We start from the raw sequence: 23130 nt of genomic DNA on the forward strand, positions 1-23130 counted from the left end.
GACAATGCGGTTTCTTTCCCGTATCATGGCCCTTGCCATGATCTCAGGCCGGCTGTTTGCCGAGGCAGCTTACCTGCCTGAAAACCATTCGGTCAATGGCGGATTGACCATCATCCCCATTGACATCAACCAGCAGCCGCAAGTCTATTACCACGATAAAAAAATTCCGGTGCTGCCAAGCCCTAATGCCAATCAGTGGCTGCTCATTGTCGGCATCCCGCTGAACACTACCCGGGCAGTGGAAAATCTCACCATGACGCATCCCGTACGCTCAACCATCCCTTTTCAGGTCAGCCAGAAATTCTATGCTACCCAGCAGCTGAAAATCACCGATCCCCGCAAAGTGGATCCCTACGAGGAAGACAGGGCCCGAATCACAAAGGAAGCACAGGAAATGGCGGCGCTCTTTGCCGGCTTTACTGAGGCCAATCCTTTTTCACAAGGGTTTAAAGCACCGGTTCACGGCCCCGTCAGCAGTTTGTTTGGACTCAAGCGGGTTTATAACAAAAGTCCCCAGGCACCGCATTCCGGGCTTGATATCGCCGCACCGGAAAATGCTCCGATCACCGCGTCTGCCAAGGGAAAAGTCGTTGCGGTTAAAGACTATTTTTTCACCGGCAACACGGTTATCGTCGATCACGGGATGGGGGTTTATTCTCTCTATGCCCACTTAAAGGCCATTGCCGTGACGGAAGGTCAATGGCTCAATCAGGGGGATGCCATAGGAACTGTGGGGAAAACCGGTCGTGCGACCGGTCCGCACCTTCACTGGTCGATGATTGTCAATCAAACGCTGGTTGATCCGCTGCTCTTTGTCCCCTACCGTCTGATCACGGCCGTGCCTGCCGCTCCCAAAACGGCTGCAACAGGGAGAAACCGCCTGAATGCTTAATGAACTCACACAGAGCTTGAATCTTATCATTAGCCAGACTCAGGCAAATTTAAAAACATTAAGCATTATTGTTGCTATTCCCTGGCTGGTTTTTGCAGTCAACGAACTTCTGGGCAAACGCCTGCTGTTATTGGGCATTCTGCCCCGGCATCTGCGCGGTTTACCCGGTATTTTCTTCTGCCCTTTTCTGCATGCCAATTTTAATCATCTGTTTTTTAATTCCATCCCGCTTTTGGTATTGAGTAATTTTATTTTAATCAACGGGTTAACTTATTTTATCCTGGTGAGTGTTCTTATCATGCTCATCAGCGGACTTCTAATCTGGTGTTTTGCGAAGCCTGGCCTTCATGTCGGAGCCAGCTCGCTGATCACGGGCTACTGGGCCTTGCTGGTCAGTGATATCGTGCAGCATGGAACCTTAACCACGCTGATCCTGGGCATTCTCTCGGTGTATTATTTTGCCGGTATTTTCTTTGGTATTTTCCCGAGTAAAAAAGGCGTATCCTGGGAAGGGCATCTGTTTGGATTAGTCGCAGGGCTTGCGACAGGGTTTTTTCTGCCGTCGATCTTAAACGTTCTGGTAGGCTAGGCCTGCTATAGCATTTACAGTTTAGGCTGCCTTTCTTCAGCGATTTCTTCGCTGCCAAAATGGTTTTTAACCACGGGACTCGCATTGTAGGTGATGTACCAGCCGCTCCCGCCCGGGTCGGCTTCGACCTCAATGAACGTCAATTGCATTTTACTGTTGATTTCCGCCAGAATTTCTCTGGCAGCTTCTTCGTCTGCGAATAATTTGGATTTCAAAAAGGTGCCATTCTCATCATTTGCCAGTTTAAAACCAGCCCCGGAGTGTTTGAGTAGATGGATGATTCGGTCTTCCACGGTGGGGGAATGCATAATTGAACTCCTGCGGAAACTCTCTAAAGTATAGCGTATGCGTTTATTTTTGGGTGCGTTTTTCCTGCTGAGGCTGATCGTGCATGCCGGTTCCTTTTGCCACCGTGATTTGATTGCGGCCATTTTTTTTGGAGCGGTAAAGCGCCTTGTCTGCCGCTTCAATGAGTTGCGCCTGGCTTTCGCCGTGCTCAAACAGAAAGGCCACGCCAAAGGACGCAGTCACCTTCAGGGTTTTGCCGTTGACGTTAAACGGCATGTCGCTGATGAGTTGTCGGAATCGTTCCACGCGGTCAAGCACCTCCTGCTGACTGGCAATATCCACCAGAAGCAATAAAAATTCCTCACCGCCGTAACGGCAGGCAATGTCTGTCTGCCTGATTTGCTGCAACAGGAAGCGCGTGACTTCCACCAGCACCCGATCGCCGGCATCATGACCATAACCGTCATTGATTTTCTTGAAATGATCAAGATCCATCATGATGACCGCAAGTTGATTGGCATGTCGTTTTGCCCGTTCAATTTCGCGTGCAAAGGATTCCTCAAGATAAGAACGATTATACAATCCCGTCAACGGATCGCGGATGGAGCGAAGCCTTAAGGTATCGCGTAATTTGATATTGGCTAATGACGAGGCAATGGCTTCCGAGAAATTAATGATTAAGGATTCGTGTTCCTCCACCAGATGATTAAAGTTATCTTCGTTCATGCCTTCGCTGTGTTTCAGTTCAAGGTAAACCAGGCCGACAGTGTCATTTTGTGCCTGCAGCGGCACACAAAGGTACGAGGGGATAAAACGCGCGGTACGCAGGTGCTCGCAAATGACACTGTCGGTGCGGCTGTGAAAACGGTGCAACTGTCCGCGGCGTAAAGCCCAACAGGCTTCCGGAGAAATCACATCCTCCTCGTGCACATGCAGTTCGCCCCATTCGATGGCAAGGTCTAAGTAATTGCGCGAAGGGTGAGAAAGGTACAGGCGGCCGGCTGTAAACGGCAGAATTTTTTCGGCATAAATGCGAATGGGACTCAATGTTTCTTCAATGGAAAGGCAGGAGTGCAGCGTACTGCTTAGCAGGTTTAAATAGGAAATCGACCGGTTATGTTGCTTGATTTCAGCCATTGAGTGGGTAAGTTGCAGATTGGTTTTCTTCATCGCCTTTTCCATTTCAAAGCGGACCGTGACGTCGCGTGACACCAGGGCCACACCCGTGGCTGTGCCGCTTGAATCCCGCGTCGTACTGTAGGTAATTTCATAAATCCTTGTCGTCAAGCCGCTCGCGCCAATTTTACGGATGATTTCAGCACGCGGACTGGCCAACGCATCATCGAGGTTTTTCAGAAAGATCTGCTCTTCCGGTGAATCCGCCAGCGTGTTTTTTAAATTAAGGCCGTAATCCACCTCCTTACCAAACAAATTGCTGAAACAGTCACCGAACGCCTCATTAAAAATAATGAGGTTAAACTGGTCGTCAATGGCAGCGATGCCGTCGGTCGTGGCGCCAATGATCCCTTTTAACTGATTTTCAGCCTGTTTGCGCCGCCGGTTAATGAGCACCGCCTTGCTGTATTGCAGATTGAATATAATTAAAAAAAGACCAATAACTAAAGACGTGCTGATTAAGGTAAACAAGAGGAATTTTTTGGTAAAAGCCGAATTCTCCGTCAGCGCCTGGTTGCGCAGGTCCAGCAAAATGAACTCTTCGTTTTGAATACTAATCGCCAGACGCCTGATTTGGGTGGATAGCGAAGCCCCTTTGTCACTGGCAATCAATTGTTCCGCCGCTTCTTCGCCCTTTAATGTGTACGCCGCGAGAACCTGCCGATAGAAAATCAGCCGTTCATCCAGCAGTCCCGATAACTTATCCAGGCGTTTGATCTGATGCGGGTTATCGTGAGCCAGCGTTTTCAATCGTTTAATCTGGTTGCGTGCGCTTTGAATGTTTCGCTCAAACCCAGCAAGATTATCGGGATTGGCGGTAATGATATAGCCGCGAAGATTGTTTTGCATTTCAAGGATCCGGTTCCACAGCTCACTCGCCAGGTAGGTCACTTTATGGGTATGGAGAACCGTTTTATTGGTATCCAGCAATTGCTGGATTTGATAATAACCGCCAAGATTAATTGCACCCTGCAGGAGCAATATGATAATCATGAAGCAGTTTAATAAAATCCTTTTATTAACCATGCAGTTTATGTAATCCATTATCAATACACGCCTTACTTCAGTATACACCATGGGGCATGGATATTTTCCGTAAGCCCGCTATACTGGAACAGATCAATTGGACTTCATTCACTACAAGGAACACGTTATGAAAATAAAAACCATTGCTTTATTTGCAGCCTGTTCAATGATTTCCGCCGCCGCGTTTGCCAACTGGACTTGTTTTGTCGCCAACCAGCGGGGCGAACACTGGTCCTTTTCGGCGCCCACCCAGGAAGGTGCGCAGGCCATGGCTAAAAATGTCTGCGATGCCAACAGCATCAACCCGAATAATTGCAATCCCACCTGTGCCGACAATGGCGTAGCCGGCGGGCGATGGCATTGTGTTGTCAGTAATTTAAAAGGCGATCACTGGTCTTATTTCGCCCCCACTCAGGAGCAGGCCAATAATCTGGCGAAATCCGCCTGCGACGCCAACAGCATCAATCCCAACAACTGCAATCCAAGCTGCGTGCCTGAATAACACGCACTGGCCAAAGCCGTTTAATAACGCTGCTTTGGCCTCCTTTTTTGTAGTATACTTGCCGATCTGCTTATTTACTGTTTTAACGCCATGGCGATGTCTGTTCTTCAATTCCCTGCCCAGGAAAAACAACAAACTTGGGGGCAACTCTACGGTTGTAGTCTGCCTTTGGCCGTAGCGGAGTATTGCCAACAACAGAAAGGCATTAAACTCCTCATCACCCCGGACAATCTGACCGCCGCCCAGCTTCTGGCAGAATTGCAGTTTTTTTATCAGGACACCGGCAATCCACCGAAATTATTGATTTTTCCGGATTGGGAAACCCTGCCCTACGATCAATTCTCACCTCATCAGGACATCATTTCGGAACGCCTGCTGACCCTAAGCCGTATCGGCAATGCGACTCATGCGTTGATCATCACGTCGGTCAATACCCTGATGCACCGCCTGTGCCCGCCGCAATTTCTGCACCAGCATGCCTTTGTCCTGAGCGCAGGACAAACGTTAAATACCGACCAATTCCGGCAACAATTGCAACAGGCCGGTTATCATTGCGTCAACAAAGTGCTTGAACACGGCGAATACGCCCTTCGCGGGTCGATTATTGATGTGTACCCCATGGGCAGTAGCCAACCCTTTCGCATTGAACTATTTGACGATGAAATAGACAGCTTACGATTGTTTGATACTGAAACGCAGCGCACCATCAGTAAAATCAATGACATCCACATTTTACCTGCGCGCGAATTTCCTTTAAATGACCAGAGTATTACCCATTTTCGCCGGGCGTTCAGGGAGCGGTTCACCGGAAATCCCAGTTTATGCCCGGTGTATGAAGCGGTCAGCGACGGCCAGGCCCCTTCGGGAATTGAGTATTATCTTCCCTTGTTTTTTGATAAAACCGTCACTCTGTTTGATTACCTCCCTGTGAATGCCTCGGTGTTGCTGCTGGAAGACATTCCTGAGCGGGCCGACCAGTTCTGGCAGGAGCTCTGCCAGCGTTATGAGCAACGCAATTACGATGTCACACGCCCCATTTTAAGCCCTGACCAGTGTTTCATCCCACCCACGGAATTACTGACTTTAGCCAATCAATTTCAAAAATTACGCGCCTACCATCACCCCAGCGATAAAAAAGGGGCGTTTAACTTCCCAGTCGACAAGGCACCAGCATTGCCAATTGAACGGCAAAATCCGGTTCCGCTGAACAAACTCGCGGATTACCTGAAGTCACCTGAGCAGCGGCATTTAATCGTAGTCGAAAGCGCCGGCCGTCGCGAAGTGCTGCTGGATTTAATGAAGCAAAGCGGACTTAATGCCAAAATTCAACCCTCCTGGCAGGCCTTTTTAAAGGACAACGGCAGCCTGATTAATATCACCACCGGCCCGCTCATCCATGGCATGGAATTACCGCAACAAAAGCTCGCGGTCATTGTGGAGGCGCAATTGTTCGGCGAGCAGGCCGTCCCGCAACGCAGAAGCGGCCAGAAAGCCCTGGATCCCGATTTGATTATCCGCGATCTGGCCGAACTTCGCCTCGATGCACCGGTGGTTCATCTGCAGTTTGGCGTTGGCCGTTACCAGGGTTTAAAAACACTGGAAAGCAATGGCACCATCAATGAATTTTTAGTGTTGTCCTACGCCGGCGATGACAAAATTTACGTGCCGGTCACTTCGCTGCATTACATCAGCCGCTACACCGGGCAGGACAGCGAGCATGCCCCCCTGCATAAACTGGGCAGTGATGTCTGGCAAAAAGAAAAGAAAAAAGCCGCCGATAAAATTCATGATGTGGCCATTGAATTGCTGGAAATATACGCCAAACGGGAAGCTAAACCCGGTTATCAATACCAATTCAACCAGGCCGATTACCAGCGGTTTGCCAGCGGTTTTCCCTTTACTGAAACGGCGGATCAACTCCGTGCCATTGAAGAAATCATTGGCGACATGCAATCCTCACGCCCCATGGATCGCCTGATCTGCGGCGACGTGGGGTTTGGTAAGACCGAAGTGGCCATGCGTGCGGCTTTCGTGGCGGTTCAAAATGGCAAGCAAGTCTGCGTTCTCGTGCCGACCACCCTGCTCGCTGGCCAGCATTTCGAAACATTTCGCGACCGTTTCGCCGAATTTCCAATCAATATTGAGCTGTTGTCGCGTTTTCGCAGCGCCAAAGAATCCGAAAAGGTCATGGACTCTTTAGCCAGCGGTAAAGTCGATATTGTCATCGGCACCCATAAACTGTTCTCCAAAGACATTGCGTTTAAAAATTTAGGCTTGCTGATTATCGATGAAGAACATCGGTTTGGAGTCAAACAAAAAGAACACATCAAATCCTTACGCACCCACATTGACATCCTGTCAATGACGGCGACCCCTATCCCGCGTACGCTAAACATGGCCATGGCGGGCATCCGTGATATTTCACTGATTGCCACCCCGCCCGCCAAACGCCTGGCCATTAAAACCTTCTGGCAGGAAAAAAGCGATGCCCTGCTGCGTGAAGCGCTGCTTCGCGAAATTCTTCGCGGCGGTCAGGTTTATTTTTTACACAATAACATTCAAACCATAGACCGCATTGGCCAGGAATTGCAGGCCCTGGTTCCTGAGGCGAAAATACGCAGTGCGCACGGGCAAATGCGGGAACGGGAACTGGAAAAAATCATGTCTGATTTTTACCACCATCGCTTCAATGTCTTAGTCTGTACGACCATTATTGAAACCGGGATTGATATTCCAACCGCCAATACCATCATCATCGATCGCGCTGACAAATTCGGTTTGGCCCAACTGCATCAGTTACGCGGCCGTGTCGGCCGTTCGCATCACCAGGCCTATGCCTACCTGTTGACACCCAATGAAAAAGCCCTCACCCCGGATGCGGTGAAACGGCTGGAGGCCATTGTTTCCCTTGAAGATTTAGGCGCCGGCTTCACCTTAGCCACTCACGATCTGGAAATCCGCGGCGCCGGCGAATTGCTGGGAGAGGATCAAAGCGGCAACATGCAGGCCATTGGATTTAACCTGTACATGGAAATGCTCGATAAGGCCGTGAATGATCTGAAGGCAGGGAAAACCCCGGAATTGGCCGCCCCCATCCATCAGGGACCTGAAATCGATTTGCGCTTAAGCGCCATTATCCCCGAAGACTACATTGCCGACATCCATACCCGACTCATCATGTACAAACGCATAGCCAATGCCAAAAACAAGGATCAATTGCGAGAATTGCAGGTGGAAATGATTGATCGCTTCGGCTTGCTGCCGCAACCGGTGAAACAATTGCTGTTGATCACCGAGTTGAAATTGCTGGCAGAGAAATTAGGCATCACCAAAATCAATGCCGCTCAGCAACAGGGGAAAATCGAATTTGGCGATGAGCCCCGCATCGATCCGGCCGCCTTAATCAGCCTCATCCAATTGCAAGCCAGACGCTACCAGTTGGACGGCCCAACCAAACTGAAATTCACCCTGGATGCCGCCCATCCCGAAGAACGCATTCACGAAATTTCAGGAATCCTCGTGAAACTGGCAGGCAACACCCTGGTGGAGGCTTAAGTTATTGCCAGACAATGGTGTGCGATTCGGCAATGGCGCCCTTGATGAGATCGAGGTAGTTTGATTCCACCACACGCCGCTTCACTTTGAGCGTGGGGGTTAGTATGCCGTTTTCCGGCGACCAGGTATCCCGGGAGACAATGATATGGCTTATTTTTTCGTAATTTGCCAAGGTTCGATTCACCTCGTGCAGATTATTCTGCAACAGGTGTTTCAATTCGTCTTTCCCTTTGCTGCGGCCCAGTTCATTAAGCGTGATAATGAGGACATTATTGGGCAACTCACGCCCAACAATGCACAGCTGTTCAATCAGGGAGTTCGCGGCAAATTGTTTTTCAATGGGAGCAGGCACAATGAATTCGCCTTTCTGGTTTTTAAAATTCTCAGACAATCGGCCGACGATTTTCACATTCTGATGCTCGTCCAGTTCGGCAATATCACCCGTACGTAACCAACCATCCTCGGTAAATGCCTGCTTGGTCGCCTCAGGTTCTTTGTAATATTCTTTCATTAAACAGGGCGAACGAATCAGCAATTCCTGGTTTTCACCTTCCTTCAACTCGACCTGCAAACGCGGTGTCCCCACATACCCCAAACGGCGTTTATTGAGCATGGTAAAGGTGGCATAGGCTAAATTTTCAGTCTGTCCATACCCTTCCTGAATCAATAGGCCCAGCCTGTCAAAGAATGTCAGGATAGAAACCGGCAAATGCGAAGCACCGGAAAAACAATTCACACACTGTCCCAAACCCAGACTATGCCTGATTTTGCGTTTAATCAGCGTCGAAATCAGCGGAATTTTCAACAGGAGGTTTAATTTGTGCGGTGGCACTTTCTGTTCAATTTTCTGTTGAAACACGCCCCATATTCGTGGTACGGCAGTAAAAAAGGTGGGTTGCACCTCCCTTAAATTGTCAGCAAATTTCTCAAGGCTTTCAACAAAGGACACATCAGCCGGAATCGTCACACTGCCCAATTGAATGGCTGTTCGTTCGTACACGTGCGCTAAGGGCAGGTAGGAAATCAAACGGTAATGATTGAGTTGACGGATACGGTTGATGTCCTGCGGGTATAAGGCCAAGTAATTGGCAATGGTACCGTGCGTGTACACAGCCCCCTTGGGAACGCCTGACGTCCCGGAGGTGTAAATGATGGTAAATAAATCGTCCGTCTCGATTGCAGGAAGCTCGGTTAAGGGGGCATGCGTTAAAACCTCGGCCCAGGATGTCCTGGTTTTCATATCAGGATGGTAATCGAAGCTGACCGTATGGCGATCCGGGGGAATGTAATGGCAGACCCGATGATGATCATCGAGCTTGCCCAGAAAAACCAGCTTCACCTCGGCATGTTGCAAAATGTAGTTGATGCTTTCCTGATGTTGATTGGCAAACAGGGGCACATTTACCAGTCCGGCCAAGCTAATACCAAAATCGGTAATAAACCACTCGGCGCAATTTTTAGAAAAAATCGACACCCGATCGCCTTTTTTAAGTCCGCTCTCAAGGAGGAAACGGGCGACCCGCCGCGCCTGTGTCACGACGTCTGCCCAGGTGTACTCATGCCATTGGCCGCGGCGGGGCTGACGCAGATAAATGCGCTCAGCAAACTGCTGCTCGTTGTGCAGCAGCCATTGATTGAGGGTTTTGCCTGATAATTGCGCGGACATGATCACTCCTGTCTATCGCTTACTGGTTAAGTATAGTCAGTTATCAAGCAATAATAAGACCAGGTTAACGGGTACCGCCAATGGTTAAAGCATCAATTTTTAACGTCGGTTGTCCGACACCGACCGGTACCGATTGACCATCCTTGCCGCAAACCCCCACGCCGCGATCCAGGGCCAAATCATTGCCAATCATACTGATTTTTTTCATGACATCCGGGCCATTACCAATGAGGGTTGCGCCTTTCACCGGGCGGGTGACCCTGCCGTTTTCAATCAGGTAGGCTTCGCTGGCGGAAAACACAAATTGCCCGGAGGTGATGTCCACCTGGCCGCCGCCAAAATTAACGGCGTATAGGCCGCGTTTCACCGAAGCAATGATTTCTGCAGGATCATGCTGGCCGGCCAGCATGTAGGTATTCGTCATGCGGGGCATCGGCAAATGGGCATAGGATTCCCGCCGGCAATTGCCGGTGGGTTTCATGCCCATTAATTTGGCATTCAGCTTGTCCTGCATGTAATTAACCAGCCGTCCATCATCAATCAAGGTGGTGCATTGCGTAGGCGTGCCCTCATCGTCCATGGTCAGCGAGCCGCGGCGATCAGGCAGGGTGCCGTCGTCAACGACCGTGACGCCTTTTGCCGCCACCTGCTCTCCCATCCGCCCGGAAAAGGCAGAAAGCCCTTTACGGTTAAAATCGCCTTCCAATCCATGGCCCACGGCTTCGTGCAGCAACACGCCGGGCCACCCCGGGCCAAGCACAACCGGCATGGTTCCAGCGGGCGCGTCTTCCGCTTCGAGGTTAATTAATGCCTCACGCACCGCTTCCCGCGCGTAATACAGCGCGTTCTCCTTTTCCAGAAAATAGGAATAACCAAACCGTCCTCCGCCCCCGGAGCGGGCGGATTCGCGACGGCCGTTTTTATCTTCGACAATAACACTGACATTAATACTGACCAAGGGGCGGATATCGGCCTGCAGATTACCCTGCATGCCGGCCACCATCACCACTTCATAGCAGCCGCTTAATGAGGCATTGACCTGAATAACGCGGGGGTCAAGCCGGCGGGCTTCTTTATCGATGGCTTCAAGCAGCGCAATTTTTTCCTGTTTAGTCATGCCGTCAATGGGGTTAATGCCGGCATAGCGGGCAATGGGCGAGCCCAGGATCGGCACGGGCTGAAAGGTTTTATTGGCAGAAAAGGCAATGGAGCGCGCGGCATCCGCTGCTCTTTCCATGGCAGGCAAAAGAATGTCATCGCAATAGGCATAACCGGTTTTTTCACCGCTTACTGCACGAATGCCCACACCCCTATCGATGGAATAACTGCCGCTTTTGACTTCGGAGTCCTCAAGGTACCAGGATTCGTAGCTGCTGCTTTGAAAATACAAATCCGCATCGTCCACATGACGGCCAGCCATGGAGCGAATCAGTTTAGCAATGGCCGATTCATCCAGGGAAGCGGGCTTTAAGAGTAATTCTTTTGCAATGGACAATGCCTGAGTCATGATTGCACCTTTAATTAATGCCGAGAAGGACATGGTGGGTGTTGCAGGGAAATTGCAGCCGCAATTGTTTTAAACGCTGCAAGTCAATCTCTGCCGTCACCATGCCGGGATTTTCTTTTTGTTCAGCCACAATTTTACCCCAGGGCTCAACAATCAGGCTGTGACCGTGGGTGTGGCGACCATTTTCATGAACGCCGCCCTGATTGGGGGCGAGTACATAACACAGATTTTCGATAGCCCGGGCCCGAAGCAGCACTTCCCAATGAGCAGCGCCCGTGATCGCGGTAAATGCCGAAGGAACCGTGAACAGTTCCGCACCGCGCATCGATAATTGCTGGTAAAGCTCAGGGAAGCGCAAATCATAGCAAACGCTGAGACCAAGGCGGCCGGCCGGCGTATCCACCACCACCACTTCATCGCCCCGCTCCACGGTATTGGATTCCTCGTGGGCTTCCTGCGAGGACACCCTGACATCAAAGAGATGAATTTTATCATAACGGGCAGCGCAGAGGCCGTGGTCGTCAAAAACCAGCGACGACGCACGCACCCGGTGATGCAGGCCTTTGATGGGAATGGTGCCGGCAACAACCCAGACGCCGTATTTTTTAGCCAGTGCGCTGATTGCCTGCTGAATCTCTCCCTCGCCATACTGTTCAGCTATCGCCAGTTTATCGGTTTCCTTCATGCCCATGAACGCAAAATTTTCCGGCAAAACCAGCAAATCCACCTCGTCATCGCGTGCTTTGGCGAGCTGCTTCTCGACCTGTTGCAGGTTATCCTGAACCGAGGCCGAAGACCGCATTTGCACAACAGCCACTTTGGACATAAGAGTACCCCGAAATAAAATAGCATTTTACACTTATTTTATAACAGATTGCGATTGTTTAGGGGCGCGAAAATGAGGCGCCGGGATCTTGCCAGTGTAAAGACATCCCTATAGACTTGAAATCATGCAGGACGGCCATATCTATGCTAAAATAAATGTAACTAATGTGGAGTAATACATGAATAGAGACAACATGACTGTTATCAGTCAACGCAGCGAGTCGGTACTTGCAACCAATAAAGTATTACGCAACACCTATCTCCTGCTGGGGATGACCTTTTTATTCAGCTGTTTTACAGCTTACCTTTCTTTTGCCTTTCAGGCGCCGCCACTTAACGTTTTTGTTATGCTGATTGGTGTTTATGGGTTGATGTTCTTAACTCAGGCCTTACGCAACAGTCCTTTTGGCATTCTGGCGGTTTTTGCCTTTACCGGTTTTCTGGGATACACCTTAGGCCCGATTCTTAACTTCTACATTGCCAATTTTTCCAATGGGCATCAAATCATTACCACCGCTTTAGGCGGTACCGGTATGATTTTCTTTGCCTTGTCCGGTTACGCCTTGACCACCCGAAAAGACTTCAGCTTCTTAGCCGGTTTTCTTTTCATTGGTACAATGGTCGCCGTATTGGCCATGATTGCCGGTATTTTCTTTAACATGCCTGCGCTGCAGTTAACTATCTCTGCCGTATTCATGCTGCTGGCTTCAGGATTGATTCTGTTCCAAACCAGTGAAATCATTCACGGGGGCGAAACCAATTACATCTCTGCCACCGTCAGTCTGTTCGTATCCATCTACAACCTGTTCGTCAGCCTGCTCCAGTTACTGGGTGCTTTCTCTGGCGACCGCGATTAACAACCGTCTCCTCACCTGAATCCCGGGATGCTTCCGGGATTTTTTTCTCTTTTATTACTATAAAGGATAAATCAATAAATATACCCTTAAGGGTATATTCCATCTTTATACCCTTCGGGGTATATATTGACTTTATACCCTATTGGGTATATATTAATACTATCCCTTTCAAGTACAATCATCCTATGAACACCAATGAACTGGCCATCCTGCTTAGGGATCAACGCAAAAAACTTCAATTAACGCAAAAAGAGATGGGCGAACGAGTCGGTCTTAAACAAAAAACAATCTCCGCCCTGGAAAATAACCCCGAGAATGCGAGCATCCGTACATTGCAAAGGGTATTGGCAGCACTGGAAATGGACATGCAGCTGACGCCTAAAAATGCCGCGGACGAAACAAAAATGCAATGGGATAACGAATGGTAAAAAAAAACCTGGTGCTGCATGTGCTGATGAATGGTCTCCTGATTGGAGAGCTTGAAAAAACAAATCAGGGTGCATTGAAATTCAGCTATAGTCCCACCTGGTTAAACTACCCCGGTGCACGCCCCCTGTCTCTTTCGCTACCTCTTACAGAGCAGGCCTACAGGGGTGATGTTGTTTATAATTTTTTTGATAACCTACTCCCGGATAACCAACAACTCCGTACAAGAATTCAGGCCCGCTTTCAAATAGCAACCAATCAACCCTTTGACTTACTGGCCAGCATCGGGAGAGATTGCGTAGGCGCTATCCAGTTGGTGTCAGGGCCCGTACCGTTGTTTGAAAAAACAATTAAATACAACCCCTTAAGCGAGAGTAAAATCGCATCTATCCTACGCAACTATCAGATAAATCCCTTAGGTATGAGTCGAGAAGATGAGAGCTTTCGTATTTCCATCGCAGGTGCGCAGGAAAAAGCTGCTTTTTTATTCTACAACCAGCAATGGTGTGAGCCACTTCAAGAAACACCCACGACCCATATTTTTAAATTACCCATTGGCTTTATTGCTCATCAGCAAATGGATTTAAGGGACAGTTGTGAAAATGAGTGGCTTTGCGCTCAGCTTGCCAAAGCCTACGGTTTGCCCGTAGCGGATTGTGACATTTTATATTTTGAGGATGTCAAAGTGCTATCGGTAACGCGCTTTGATCGACGTTTATCCAGCGATAAACGCTGGATTATGAGATTACCGCAAGAGGATATGTGCCAGGCATTAGGTATTTCAAATAATCTTAAATATCAGTCAGATGGAGGTCCAGGCATAAAAGACATCATGGATTTACTGCTGGGTTCCAGTCATGCACTCGACGATCGTGATATGTTTTTTCGAGCCCAGATTTTCTTTTGGTTAATCGCCGGTATCGATGGGCATGCTAAAAATTTCAGCCTGCATATTGAACCCGAAGGGAAATATCGCCTAACCCCGCTTTATGACATCATGTCGGCTTATCCACTCATTACTAAAAAACAACTGCAAAAACAAAAAATAAAAATGGCGATGGCCCTTAAAGGAAAAAATAATCATTACCATTGGCATACCATGCAAAGCAGGCATTTTTTAGAGACTGCACACGCTGTGAATTACTCTGTAGAAAGAGCTGAGCAATTACTTGATGACATGTTGGAAAAAACGGATAAAGTGATCGAGGTTGTTTCTAAACAACTTCCGGCCACATTCCCTGCAACTATTTCTGAACCAATTCTAACTGGATTGCACAAAGCAAAACAAAAATTAAGCAACCTGCTGCCAACAGAGTAACTCAACTCTGCTGCCAACTGGCTTTAGCCCTAAAGAGGTCATGCAAATCCGCCGTGGTTTTACTTATGGGTTTGCAAAGGTTAAAGCAGGCTTTTGGTTGCTGATAATAGACACCTAAGGGAACAGGATACTCCGGGAAGTGCAGACGGGCTAGGCGCATGGCCGCCATTAAATTAGCGGGATCGTGAATGGCCGCGGTCTTTTCATCCCTGGCCGCAAGGTGCAAGTCATCCCCCTGCAGGGTCAGCGCCTTGTCTTTGTCTAAGCCAAAAAGCAAGGGTTGGCCTTCTTCCAGTTGCAGCGTTTTATCTGCACGGTTGGCTTTTAAAGCAAAGGCATCAAAGGCGCCATTATTGAAAATGTTGCAATCCTGATAAATTTCAACGAAAGAACAACCGGGGTGTTCATACGCTTTCTTCAATACCGATGCCAGGTGATTGGGGTCTTTATCCACAGCCCTCGCCACAAAACCGGCACCGGCGGCAAGCGCCAGCATCAGAGGATTGATGGGCTCATTGCTCACCCCCTGAGGAGAGGTTTTAGTGACCTGCCCCTTCTGCGAGGTGGGTGAAAACTGCCCTTTGGTCAAACCATAGACCTGATTATTAAACAACAGGATATTGACGTTGACATTGCGCCGCAAACAATGAATCAAATGATTGCCGCCGATGCTTAAGGCATCCCCGTCACCGGTAATCACCCAGACAGTCAAATCCTCCCGCATGGCTTTTAACCCGGTGGCAACCGCTGTGGCCCGTCCATGAATCGTGTGGAAGCCATAAGCATTCATGTAATACGGCAGTCGTCCGGCGCATCCGATGCCGGAGACGAAAACGTGTTGCTCCGGCGGCAGCCCCAGCTCCGGCAAAACACGTTGCAGTGCGGCTAAAATCGCGTAATCACCGCACCCGGGGCACCAGCGGACTTCGGTCGCATTGGCAAAATCGTCACGCTTGTAGGTGTTGTTCATGTTCGCATTCCACTTTAACCGCGTTAATCAGGGTGCTTACCGCAAAAGGCTGGCCATTGCACTGGGTAACGGCTTTGGCGTCCACCAAATAATCGGCTCGTAAAATCTGGCAAAGCTGGCCGGAATTAAGTTCCGCGACCAGCACTTTTCTAAAACGTTTGAGCAGGAGACCTAACTTTTCAGGCAAGGGATTTAAATGGCGCAAATGCAGAAAGGCCAGTTTCACCCCCTCTTCATTGCAACGCTCAACAGCCGCTTTCAGGCTGCCATAAGTGCTCCCCCACCCCACCAACAGGACCTCGGCATCGCTGGCTCCCTCCAGGACAAGAGCTGGGTACTCTTTCGCAATACGCGCTATTTTGTCGGCACGCAAGGCGACCATCTTCTGATGATTGTCCGCGTCATAGCTGACTTTGCCCTCTTCGCCCTGTTTTTCAAGGCCGCCGATCTGGTGAATGAATCCCGGCGTCCCCGGCCTATTCCAACTGCGGGCAAGGTATTCATCCCGGGCATAGGGTTGGGTTGAGCGGTTGAAGGCGACAGCAGGCATGGCCAGCGATTCCACCGCTGGAATTTTCCAGGGTTCTGCCGCATTGGCTAAATAGGCGTCCATCAGCACAATGACCGGGGTCATGTAACGAATGGCCAGATGAAACGCTTCAATGATGGTATTAAAACAATCCGCTGGGGACTGAGCGGCAATGACGGGCAAGGGCGCCTCGCCATGCCGACCATAAAAGGCCTGACGCAGATCACTCTGACCGGTTTTCGTCGGCAAGCCCGTGGAGGCACCGGCGCGCTGCACATCAATTAAGACCAGAGGCAGCTCCGTCATGACCGCCAGGCCTAAGCTTTCGCTTTTTAAATCAAGTCCAGGACCCGAGGTGCAAGTCAGCGCCAGACAGCCGCCGTATGCGGCACCCAAGCAGGCGCAAATGGCAGCAATCTCATCCTCAGCCTGCAATAATTGCACGCCATACTCGCTCAGTCTTGCGCATTCATGCAAAATCGCGGAGGCGGGTGTAATGGGGTAACCGGAGACCAGTAAGGGCGTTTGCGTTTGTACCGCCAGCGTCGCTAATGCAAGCCCAACGGCTTCAACGCCGGTAATCTGCCGGTAATCGCCTTGAGAACGCTCGATGTGCCCCAGCATAAAATGCTGGCGCGACAGCTCCAGGGTCATGGCATAGTTATAGCCTGCCATCAGGGTCAATTCATTGGCCTTTGCAATCACCGCATTGTGTTTAAATTTCCTGTGAATGAAACTCAGGCAATTGGCCGTGGGGAGATCAAACAACCACAGCACCAGCCCCAGGACATAAAAATTCTTCGCTTTTTTTGCCTGGGCATGATTAATATCGAGGCCGGCAACCGCTTCCAGTGTCTGGGTAATCAGGGGCAGGCTGACAACCTGGTACTGATCACTCACCGGCGTGAGGAAATCACTGCTCATGCCTGCCTTTTGCCAGTCTTTTTCAGTGAAACTGTCTTCATTGATAATCAACAGACCGCCATGATTTAAATACTGCAGGGAATTTTTTAAGGCCGCCGGGTTAAGCGCCACCAGCACATCCAAACTTTCCCCTGCCGTGAAAATGGCCTGTTCGGCCATGGCCAGTTGAAAGCCGGAGACGCCCGCCACCGTGCCGGCCGGAGCGCGAATTTCGGCCGGGAAATCCGGCATGGTGCGTACATCGCGCCCCGTTAAGGCCGCGGTGATGGTGAGCTGTTCACCCAATAACTGAACCCCGTCACCGGAGTCCCCGGTCAATCGAATTACAATTGCGTCATTTTTCGCCATAATGTCTTGCTTCCAGCATGAGCTGGCGCATGTGTCTCACCGCCTCCTTTAAACCACAGAACAAGGCACGAGCGATGATGGCATGGCCAATGTTTAATTCATGGAACTCCTGTATCGCCGCAATGGCCTGAACATTATGATAATGAAGACCATGCCCGGCATTCACAATTAAACCACGGCCCGCCGCATAGGTTGCGGCGTCTTTAATGCGTTGTAATTCCTGTTGACGTGCTTCGTCAGTGACCGCATCGGCATAACAGCCGGTATGGATTTCAATCACTGGCGCCCCCACAGCCACCGCCGCGTCAATCTGGCGTATATCCGCGTCAATAAAAAGCGACACCTCGCTTCCCATGTTCTTAAGACGCTTGACTGCACGGCTAACGGCGTCGAAATGCGTCACGACATCCAATCCGCCTTCGGTGGTTAATTCCTCCCGTTTTTCAGGAACCAGGCAGCTGTGTTCAGGTAAAATTTCTTCCGCAAAATCAAGCATGGCGTCAGTGACGGCCAATTCAAGATTCATGCGGGTCTGCAACACCTGTTTAATCAGACGCACATCACGCGCCTGAATATGACGCAGATCTTCGCGCATGTGCAGCGTAATGCCATCGGCGCCGGCTTCTTCGGCATCCATTGCCGCCTGCACCGGGTCAGGATAACGTGTCCCTCGAGCCTGCCTTAAGGTAGCAATGTGGTCAATGTTGACGCCGAGCAGTATTTCTTTAGTCATGGATCACCGTTTCAGTCAAAAACAAACTGCTGCAAATTATGACGCCAAAACGCAATCTCATCCAGAGTATTTATGCGATTTGCATGCCAGAATTGGCAAAAAGAGAAAAAAAACCGCATCCATTTTGTTCACAGTTTTTAAGTATTTCTTAAGTTTAATTAATTATCATGAGTATGATTTAACAGAAAATGGTTTTTTCTATGCCCAAGCACTCGATAAATACCGGAAAGCCGCATCGCATCTCACAAATTGATATCGACCACGCCAACGGTCAATGCCATTTTATCGTTTCAGGCCCCAAGCTCAGCCCCGACATTAAACTGGATGAAATGCAAGCCGAAGTCATCGAACACCTTCAGCGGGTTTTTGGCGGTTTATATGACCCCAAGGCATTTAAAATTGAGTTTAAACCCACCAGAGTTGAGTTTCGCTACACAATAACCAATAAGACAACCCTATTATTAGCCTTCTTAAAGCTCGCAAAATACTCTACCTACCTCAATAGGATAAACGAAGCCTGTATCAATGACATCCATCAATTCATAGCGTCTGAGCCGAAAAAAAAGCCCGCGAGCAATCCTGACATCGAATTTGAGACCGGGCTGCGTTCACAAAGGCACTTCCATGCACATGGCGAGGAATCGGACATCATCGAATACAAAAGCAAAAAATACCGGTTTTGCACCGGTAGCATTGATTTTGCAGCCACGGATTTTAAACGCGTCGCCTCAGTGGGCCATAATCGAGAAATCATTCTCCTCGATCCAGACAGTGACCAGATGCAGGAACTTTATCGGGCGTTTGAAAAACCCCTTACCAGCCTGGGGGAAAATCTATCTCTGGAAGAGGTATTCAGCCTGGCCCGGCGCTTCTCGAATTATAAAATTGATAACACGGATTTTGACTGGGATACCAAAACCAGGAATACAGTCAAATTAGGTAAAGAGGAAAAGAGTTTACCTCTGTATACGCTTGAAGAAATCATTGAGCAACGAAAAGGGGTATGCCGGCATCATGCGCTGTTTACGGCCTTTTTATTAGGGCAATACATTAAAAAACAGTCAATCGCGGATACGAGTATTCATCACTGCCGAGACAATTGGGTTCATCCCAGAAAAACAGAACCCGTCGCCCATACCTGGGTAGTGTGCAAGCAAAACAATACGTTGTATTTAATTGACTCCATGTGGAATGTACAATTTAACCTGACAGATTACACAGATTATTCAAAAGCCTGCAAAGCCTACACGAAAGCAGTAATAAACCGCACCCTCAGCCGCGCCCATTTAAACCCTCCTGTCCAAGCGGAATTGGCACCGCCTCCGAAGCCTGCACTGGCCATGGAAGCCCCTAAAGATCCCGTCTCAGAAAAAACAAAGCAATTAAAAGATCAACTCGACTTGCTTGAAAAGGCAGATGGTGAGGTCATCAAGCGATTGATCGCGCAAGGTGCCGATGTGAACGTACAGGGGAGTAAAGGGTGGACTGCCGCCCACTGTGCAGCCCGAAAAGATGATCGTCAGCTGATCCTGTTTCTTAAGGAAAAAAAGGCTGATTTTAATTTAAAATCAGCCAACAGACAGCGCTCCCCCCTTTTCTATGCTCAAAATCGTGACATGATTAAGCTCCTGGTGGACTGTGGAGCCGATCCTTTTCAGGAAGATGGAACGCCGCAACAGGTTACCCCGTTACGTAAGCATGAAAAAATCATTTCAGCCGATGACTTATTGCGATGTGAAATTGATAAAGTGAATGGCGCCAACCTTGATCTAATCAAAAGGCTGATTGCAGCAGGTGCTGATGTCAATGCACAGGGCGAGGACACCGGCTGGACTGCTGCTCATTTGGCAGCCGATAAAAATGACGCCGCGCTGCTTCAATTGTTAATTGAGAAAAAGGCTGATTTTAATCTTAAATCAGGCAAACGCGGTCTTTCTCCACTCTTTTATGCACAAACCCCTGCAATGGTTCTGCAGCTTGTAACGAACGGAGCGAATCTTCTTCAGGAAGACGCAATCTCCACAACGACCCCTTTAAAAGAACTTTTGGAAAAGCGCATTGTTACAGCCGATGAACTCCTTAAAAATGAACTGGATAAGCAGAAAGCCGCTAACAGTGAGGTCATCAAGGCACTGGTTAAAGCTGGCGCCGATGTGAATACACAGGGTAAATCCGGTTGGACGGCTGTTCATTACGCAGCCCAGCGTGACGATGGCGATTTACTTCTCTTTTTAGTCAAAAAAAAGGCCAACCTGAATTTAAGATCCACTTCGCGTGGACGCTCCCCTCTTTTTTATGCCCATAAATCGCAAACCGCTGATTTCCTTATCGAACAAGGTGCCAATTTACTCCAGAAAGATAACACGGCCCTAACCGCGCTGCAGGCGCTGTTGGCCAGAAACATTTTTTCGGCTGATGAGCTGTTAAACAAGGAACTGGAAAAAAGACACCATGCCAATCCTGCGATCATCAAAGCCCTCATTGCGGCAGGAGCGACTATTAATTTACAGGGCGAAAAATCCGGCTGGACAGCGGTTCATTGTGCAACACAATGGGATGATGCGCCCTTAATCGAGTTTTTAATTGAAAGAAACGCTGACCTGAATCTCAAATCGACAACCAGTCAATCCTCCCCTTTATTTTATGCCCGCTCAGTCCGAGTCGTTGCGTTATTGTTAAATCACCAGGCCGATTACATGCAAGCCAATGTCAAGCAGCCTGCTTATCAGGCTCTGATAGCCAAGCCTGCTTTAAACTCAACGAAAGTCAAACGGCTCCTGCTCTCCCATGAATTGAAAAAGACGGGGTTTAACTCTATCCGCCACGAATTTTTAGCTCAATGCACACCCCAAGACTATGCACCCCAAGTCAAATTACTCCATGCTCTGGGCTGCTTCATAGAAGACCAAATCCAGCGTCTGGGCGATCTCTCGCGTTTTACCAAGGGGAAAGACGATAAAACCACGTTGTATCGTTCACTGATGAATGAGATTCGGGATACTCTGGAAAAGGGGAAATTAGGCAACAATGACACGATTAAGAATCTGCTTTATCAAGCGGCGACCATATCCCATCATCGGCGTTACCGCACCAGTAACAAAGCGGCCGCCTTTTTTTCAGCGGGATGTTACAAGGTGGAAGCGAAATCATGGGAACTCTACAAGGAATGGGTCAGCAGCTTCAATAAGGCAGACTCCGAAAATCCATTCCAGGACTTTCTGTCAGACAGTACGGCAATTCGCAAAAACAGGTTAGCCATCACGCTTCCCAATGAACACGGCGGAGTGACTAAGGTCAACGGCTATGACGAGTATCGTTCAAAGAAACTCAAGCCTTGACATTCAAGGGTCATTTATTCTTTGACTTCGCCGGCAGCCGACGCATGACCGGTCAACGAACTCGACTTGATTTTGGCCATGCCCGGAAACAGCGAACGGGATTTCAACTCCCGCCCTCCCAGAAGGTGGTCAATGGCTTGACGCAGAATGAATTTGGCTGTTTTTAAGACCTGTAAATCGTCAAACTGATTGTGGGCCAATCCCAGTACACTCTGACCAGAAAACCCCGGGCTGCTTTTCACAAGCCCCCTTCCTACCACAAAGCCATACTGCTTTAGGGGATCAACCGCTAAACCATCGACATCACAGGTCAATAGCAACGAGTAACCGCACACGTCAAGCAACTGCATTTCAAAGCGCCGCAGTAAAGCCTCGATGGCCAGTTTATTATTCACTGTGGCCAGCCCCTGCAGGGTGTATTGATAAGACTCGAACAGGGACGTGTAGCTTTCACCGGCATTGAGCGTGTAGTAAAGCAATTCGTTGACGTAAAGGCCAGCAAACAGGGACAGGCCGCTCAATCTAAGCGACGGCGCCAGGGTTTCCAGGCGGTTGATGTAGTGCCAGTCCTGACGGGTATCCACCGCGACCCACAGCGGGGTGAAGGCCTGCAGCAACACTTGCTTTTTACCTGCGCGACCGCCGCGGTAAAGGCCACGGAGCAAGCCCTGCTCCGGTGTGAAGAAGCTTAAATGGACACTGGTATCGCCGGCAGGGCGCTTATGCAAAAGCCAGGCTTCGTGTTGATTAGTGGTCATAACCTAACTGTTTCAAAATCCGTTCATCGTCTGCCCAGCCGGATTTTACCTTACACCAGCATTGCAGAAAGACCTTTTTGCCTAATAATTTTTCCATGTCCAGACGGGCGGCGGTCGCGATTTCTTTCAATTTCTGACCTTTTTCACCAATAATAATCCGCTTGTGATTGTCTTTCTCCACCAGAATGAGGGCATGAATACGGACCACATTGCCCTCGTCTTTGTAGGATTCAATGTCCACGGTGGTGGAATAAGGCAATTCCTGGCCGCAAAGGCGGAATATTTTCTCGCGCACGAGCTCCGCGCACAGAAATTTAATCGGCCGATCGGTGAACTGATCGTCATCAAACAAATGAGGGCCTTCCGGTAAAAAAGCTTTCAGGGCCTGTTGTAATTGTTCAACCTGAACCCCGGTTTTAGCCGACAGTGGAATAATGGAGGCAAAGGCATAGTGCTGGCTGATTTGTTCCATCCAGGGCAGCAACTGATCCTTGTCGGCTATTTTATCGACTTTGTTCACCGCCAGAATACAGGGCACGTTGGCTTGCCTGATAAGGGTCAATACGTGTTCATCCTCGTCTTTCCAATGCGTGCCATCCACCACCATCACCGCCACGTCCACGTCGCGCAGCACACTGTGAGCGGTTTTGTTCATCAGTCGATTCATGGCTTTTTTAGCCCCTTGATGAATACCGGGCGTATCCACGTAAACGTATTGATAATCCCCTTCGGTCTGAATGCCTAAAATGCTGTGGCGGGTCGTCTGGGGTTTGCGTGAAGTAATGCTTAATTTTTGCTGTAAGATCCGGTTCAGCAAGGTGGATTTACCCACATTGGGACGTCCTACCAGGGCAATGTAACCACAATAACTTGTCATCAATCCTTCCTGTTTATTTTTCGCAC

Annotated in this window: 19 protein-coding genes; 9 read left to right on the forward strand and 10 right to left on the reverse strand. The window is 49.3% G+C overall.

Going from position 1 to position 23130, the window contains the following annotated elements; genetic code table 11:
• Window positions 1-4 precede the first annotated feature (4 nt).
• Window positions 5-892 carry a M23 family metallopeptidase gene (locus tag DYE45_RS09950; RefSeq protein WP_115300867.1) on the forward strand — a complete coding sequence of 296 codons (888 nt, stop codon included), beginning with the start codon at window positions 5-7 and terminating at the stop codon, window positions 890-892.
• On the forward strand, window positions 885-1481 hold the full coding sequence (locus tag DYE45_RS09955) for a rhomboid family intramembrane serine protease (RefSeq protein WP_108290187.1): 597 nt from the start codon (window positions 885-887) through the stop codon (window positions 1479-1481). Before DYE45_RS09950 ends, DYE45_RS09955 begins: the two co-directional genes overlap by 8 nt.
• Window positions 1482-1495: 14 nt before the next feature.
• Here the strand turns inward: DYE45_RS09955 and DYE45_RS09960 are convergent, their stop codons facing one another.
• Window positions 1496-1789 carry a hypothetical protein gene (locus DYE45_RS09960; protein ID WP_108290189.1) on the reverse strand — a complete coding sequence of 98 codons (294 nt, stop codon included), beginning with the start codon at window positions 1787-1789 and terminating at the stop codon, window positions 1496-1498.
• Window positions 1790-1832: 43 nt separating this feature from the next.
• Window positions 1833-3938 (reverse strand): diguanylate cyclase, encoded by a 2106-nt coding sequence (locus tag DYE45_RS09965; RefSeq protein WP_160160721.1) that lies wholly within the window; start codon window positions 3936-3938, stop codon window positions 1833-1835.
• A gap of 160 nt (window positions 3939-4098) precedes the next feature.
• Here DYE45_RS09965 and DYE45_RS09970 point away from each other — a divergent pair, with 160 nt between their 5' ends.
• On the forward strand, window positions 4099-4473 hold the full coding sequence (locus tag DYE45_RS09970; protein WP_108290193.1) for a hypothetical protein: 375 nt from the start codon (window positions 4099-4101) through the stop codon (window positions 4471-4473).
• A gap of 90 nt (window positions 4474-4563) precedes the next feature.
• Window positions 4564-8028 (forward strand): transcription-repair coupling factor, encoded by a 3465-nt coding sequence (gene mfd / locus DYE45_RS09975; RefSeq protein ID WP_115300868.1) that lies wholly within the window; start codon window positions 4564-4566, stop codon window positions 8026-8028.
• 1 nt (window position 8029) lies between these two features.
• On the opposite strand, the gene DYE45_RS09980 is transcribed toward mfd, so the two are convergent.
• The 3 genes from DYE45_RS09980 to DYE45_RS09990 form a co-directional block, all read right to left on the reverse strand.
• The gene (locus DYE45_RS09980) at window positions 8030-9694 is read right to left on the reverse strand and encodes an AMP-binding protein (RefSeq protein WP_115300869.1); all 1665 of its coding nucleotides are present in this window, start codon (window positions 9692-9694) and stop codon (window positions 8030-8032) included.
• Between the two features lie 64 nt (window positions 9695-9758).
• Window positions 9759-11201, reverse strand: a complete 1443-nt coding sequence (gene tldD / locus DYE45_RS09985) for a metalloprotease TldD (protein ID WP_115300870.1) — start codon at window positions 11199-11201, stop codon at window positions 9759-9761.
• 10 nt (window positions 11202-11211) lie between these two features.
• A complete protein-coding gene (locus tag DYE45_RS09990; protein ID WP_108290201.1) occupies window positions 11212-12027 on the reverse strand; it encodes a carbon-nitrogen hydrolase family protein in 816 nt (271 codons plus the stop codon).
• A 178-nt stretch (window positions 12028-12205) separates the two neighbouring features.
• On the opposite strand from DYE45_RS09990, the gene DYE45_RS09995 reads away from it, so the two are divergent.
• From DYE45_RS09995 to DYE45_RS10005, 3 genes are all read left to right on the forward strand, one after another.
• A complete protein-coding gene (locus DYE45_RS09995; RefSeq protein WP_108290203.1) occupies window positions 12206-12883 on the forward strand; it encodes a Bax inhibitor-1/YccA family protein in 678 nt (225 codons plus the stop codon).
• Between the two features lie 185 nt (window positions 12884-13068).
• Window positions 13069-13311, forward strand: a complete 243-nt coding sequence (locus DYE45_RS10000; protein ID WP_108290205.1) for a helix-turn-helix domain-containing protein — start codon at window positions 13069-13071, stop codon at window positions 13309-13311.
• On the forward strand, window positions 13305-14627 hold the full coding sequence (locus DYE45_RS10005) for a type II toxin-antitoxin system HipA family toxin (protein ID WP_108290207.1): 1323 nt from the start codon (window positions 13305-13307) through the stop codon (window positions 14625-14627). The genes DYE45_RS10000 and DYE45_RS10005 overlap by 7 nt, the downstream gene beginning before the upstream one ends.
• A gap of 1 nt (window position 14628) precedes the next feature.
• Here DYE45_RS10005 and DYE45_RS10010 read toward each other — a convergent pair whose 3' ends face one another.
• From DYE45_RS10010 to pdxJ, 3 genes are read right to left on the reverse strand one after another with little or no spacing between them, the layout of a single operon-like run.
• Window positions 14629-15597, reverse strand: a complete 969-nt coding sequence (locus DYE45_RS10010; RefSeq protein ID WP_108290209.1) for a 2-oxoacid:ferredoxin oxidoreductase subunit beta — start codon at window positions 15595-15597, stop codon at window positions 14629-14631.
• The gene (locus DYE45_RS10015) at window positions 15575-17398 is read right to left on the reverse strand and encodes a 2-oxoacid:acceptor oxidoreductase subunit alpha (protein WP_108290211.1); all 1824 of its coding nucleotides are present in this window, start codon (window positions 17396-17398) and stop codon (window positions 15575-15577) included. The genes DYE45_RS10010 and DYE45_RS10015 overlap by 23 nt, the downstream gene beginning before the upstream one ends.
• Window positions 17385-18131, reverse strand: a complete 747-nt coding sequence (gene pdxJ / locus DYE45_RS10020) for a pyridoxine 5'-phosphate synthase (RefSeq protein ID WP_108290213.1) — start codon at window positions 18129-18131, stop codon at window positions 17385-17387. The genes DYE45_RS10015 and pdxJ overlap by 14 nt, the downstream gene beginning before the upstream one ends.
• Between pdxJ and DYE45_RS10025 the strand changes: the two genes are divergently transcribed.
• Window positions 18130-18384: a hypothetical protein gene (locus tag DYE45_RS10025; protein WP_108290215.1), complete on the forward strand. Its 255-nt coding sequence runs from the start codon at window positions 18130-18132 to the stop codon at window positions 18382-18384. The genes pdxJ and DYE45_RS10025 overlap by 2 nt on opposite strands.
• Entirely contained in the window at window positions 18332-21469 is a 3138-nt protein-coding gene (locus DYE45_RS10030; RefSeq protein WP_160160722.1) for an ankyrin repeat domain-containing protein, read from the forward strand. The genes DYE45_RS10025 and DYE45_RS10030 overlap by 53 nt, the downstream gene beginning before the upstream one ends.
• 14 nt (window positions 21470-21483) lie before the next feature.
• Here DYE45_RS10030 and recO read toward each other — a convergent pair whose 3' ends face one another.
• Window positions 21484-22227 carry a DNA repair protein RecO gene (recO, locus tag DYE45_RS10035; protein ID WP_108290219.1) on the reverse strand — a complete coding sequence of 248 codons (744 nt, stop codon included), beginning with the start codon at window positions 22225-22227 and terminating at the stop codon, window positions 21484-21486.
• Window positions 22217-23104 carry a GTPase Era gene (gene era / locus DYE45_RS10040; RefSeq protein WP_108290221.1) on the reverse strand — a complete coding sequence of 296 codons (888 nt, stop codon included), beginning with the start codon at window positions 23102-23104 and terminating at the stop codon, window positions 22217-22219. Before era ends, recO begins: the two co-directional genes overlap by 11 nt.
• Window positions 23105-23130 lie beyond the last annotated feature (26 nt).

Source organism: Legionella taurinensis (assembly GCF_900452865.1).
GTDB lineage: Bacteria > Pseudomonadota > Gammaproteobacteria > Legionellales > Legionellaceae > Legionella_C > Legionella_C taurinensis.

What these genes read in the sequence shown, in the direction of transcription:
- DYE45_RS09970 (WP_108290193.1), top strand. Translation starts at nt 4,099, where the DNA reads ATGAAAATAAAAACCATTGCTTTATTTGCAGCCTGTTCAATGATTTCC.
- DYE45_RS10015 (WP_108290211.1), bottom strand. Translation starts at nt 17,398, where the DNA reads ATGGCGAAAAATGACGCAATTGTAATTCGATTGACCGGGGACTCCGGT.
- DYE45_RS09950 (WP_115300867.1), top strand. Translation starts at nt 5, where the DNA reads ATGCGGTTTCTTTCCCGTATCATGGCCCTTGCCATGATCTCAGGCCGG.
- DYE45_RS10010 (WP_108290209.1), bottom strand. Translation starts at nt 15,597, where the DNA reads ATGAACAACACCTACAAGCGTGACGATTTTGCCAATGCGACCGAAGTC.
- DYE45_RS09955 (WP_108290187.1), top strand. Translation starts at nt 885, where the DNA reads ATGCTTAATGAACTCACACAGAGCTTGAATCTTATCATTAGCCAGACT.
- recO (WP_108290219.1), bottom strand. Translation starts at nt 22,227, where the DNA reads ATGACCACTAATCAACACGAAGCCTGGCTTTTGCATAAGCGCCCTGCC.
- DYE45_RS09995 (WP_108290203.1), top strand. Translation starts at nt 12,206, where the DNA reads ATGAATAGAGACAACATGACTGTTATCAGTCAACGCAGCGAGTCGGTA.
- DYE45_RS09965 (WP_160160721.1), bottom strand. Translation starts at nt 3,938, where the DNA reads ATGATTATCATATTGCTCCTGCAGGGTGCAATTAATCTTGGCGGTTAT.
- DYE45_RS09990 (WP_108290201.1), bottom strand. Translation starts at nt 12,027, where the DNA reads ATGTCCAAAGTGGCTGTTGTGCAAATGCGGTCTTCGGCCTCGGTTCAG.
- DYE45_RS09960 (WP_108290189.1), bottom strand. Translation starts at nt 1,789, where the DNA reads ATGCATTCCCCCACCGTGGAAGACCGAATCATCCATCTACTCAAACAC.
- pdxJ (WP_108290213.1), bottom strand. Translation starts at nt 18,131, where the DNA reads ATGACTAAAGAAATACTGCTCGGCGTCAACATTGACCACATTGCTACC.
- era (WP_108290221.1), bottom strand. Translation starts at nt 23,104, where the DNA reads ATGACAAGTTATTGTGGTTACATTGCCCTGGTAGGACGTCCCAATGTG.
- tldD (WP_115300870.1), bottom strand. Translation starts at nt 11,201, where the DNA reads ATGACTCAGGCATTGTCCATTGCAAAAGAATTACTCTTAAAGCCCGCT.
- DYE45_RS09980 (WP_115300869.1), bottom strand. Translation starts at nt 9,694, where the DNA reads ATGTCCGCGCAATTATCAGGCAAAACCCTCAATCAATGGCTGCTGCAC.
- DYE45_RS10030 (WP_160160722.1), top strand. Translation starts at nt 18,332, where the DNA reads ATGCCCAAGCACTCGATAAATACCGGAAAGCCGCATCGCATCTCACAA.
- mfd (WP_115300868.1), top strand. Translation starts at nt 4,564, where the DNA reads ATGGCGATGTCTGTTCTTCAATTCCCTGCCCAGGAAAAACAACAAACT.
- DYE45_RS10000 (WP_108290205.1), top strand. Translation starts at nt 13,069, where the DNA reads ATGAACACCAATGAACTGGCCATCCTGCTTAGGGATCAACGCAAAAAA.
- DYE45_RS10005 (WP_108290207.1), top strand. Translation starts at nt 13,305, where the DNA reads ATGGTAAAAAAAAACCTGGTGCTGCATGTGCTGATGAATGGTCTCCTG.
- DYE45_RS10025 (WP_108290215.1), top strand. Translation starts at nt 18,130, where the DNA reads ATGGATCACCGTTTCAGTCAAAAACAAACTGCTGCAAATTATGACGCC.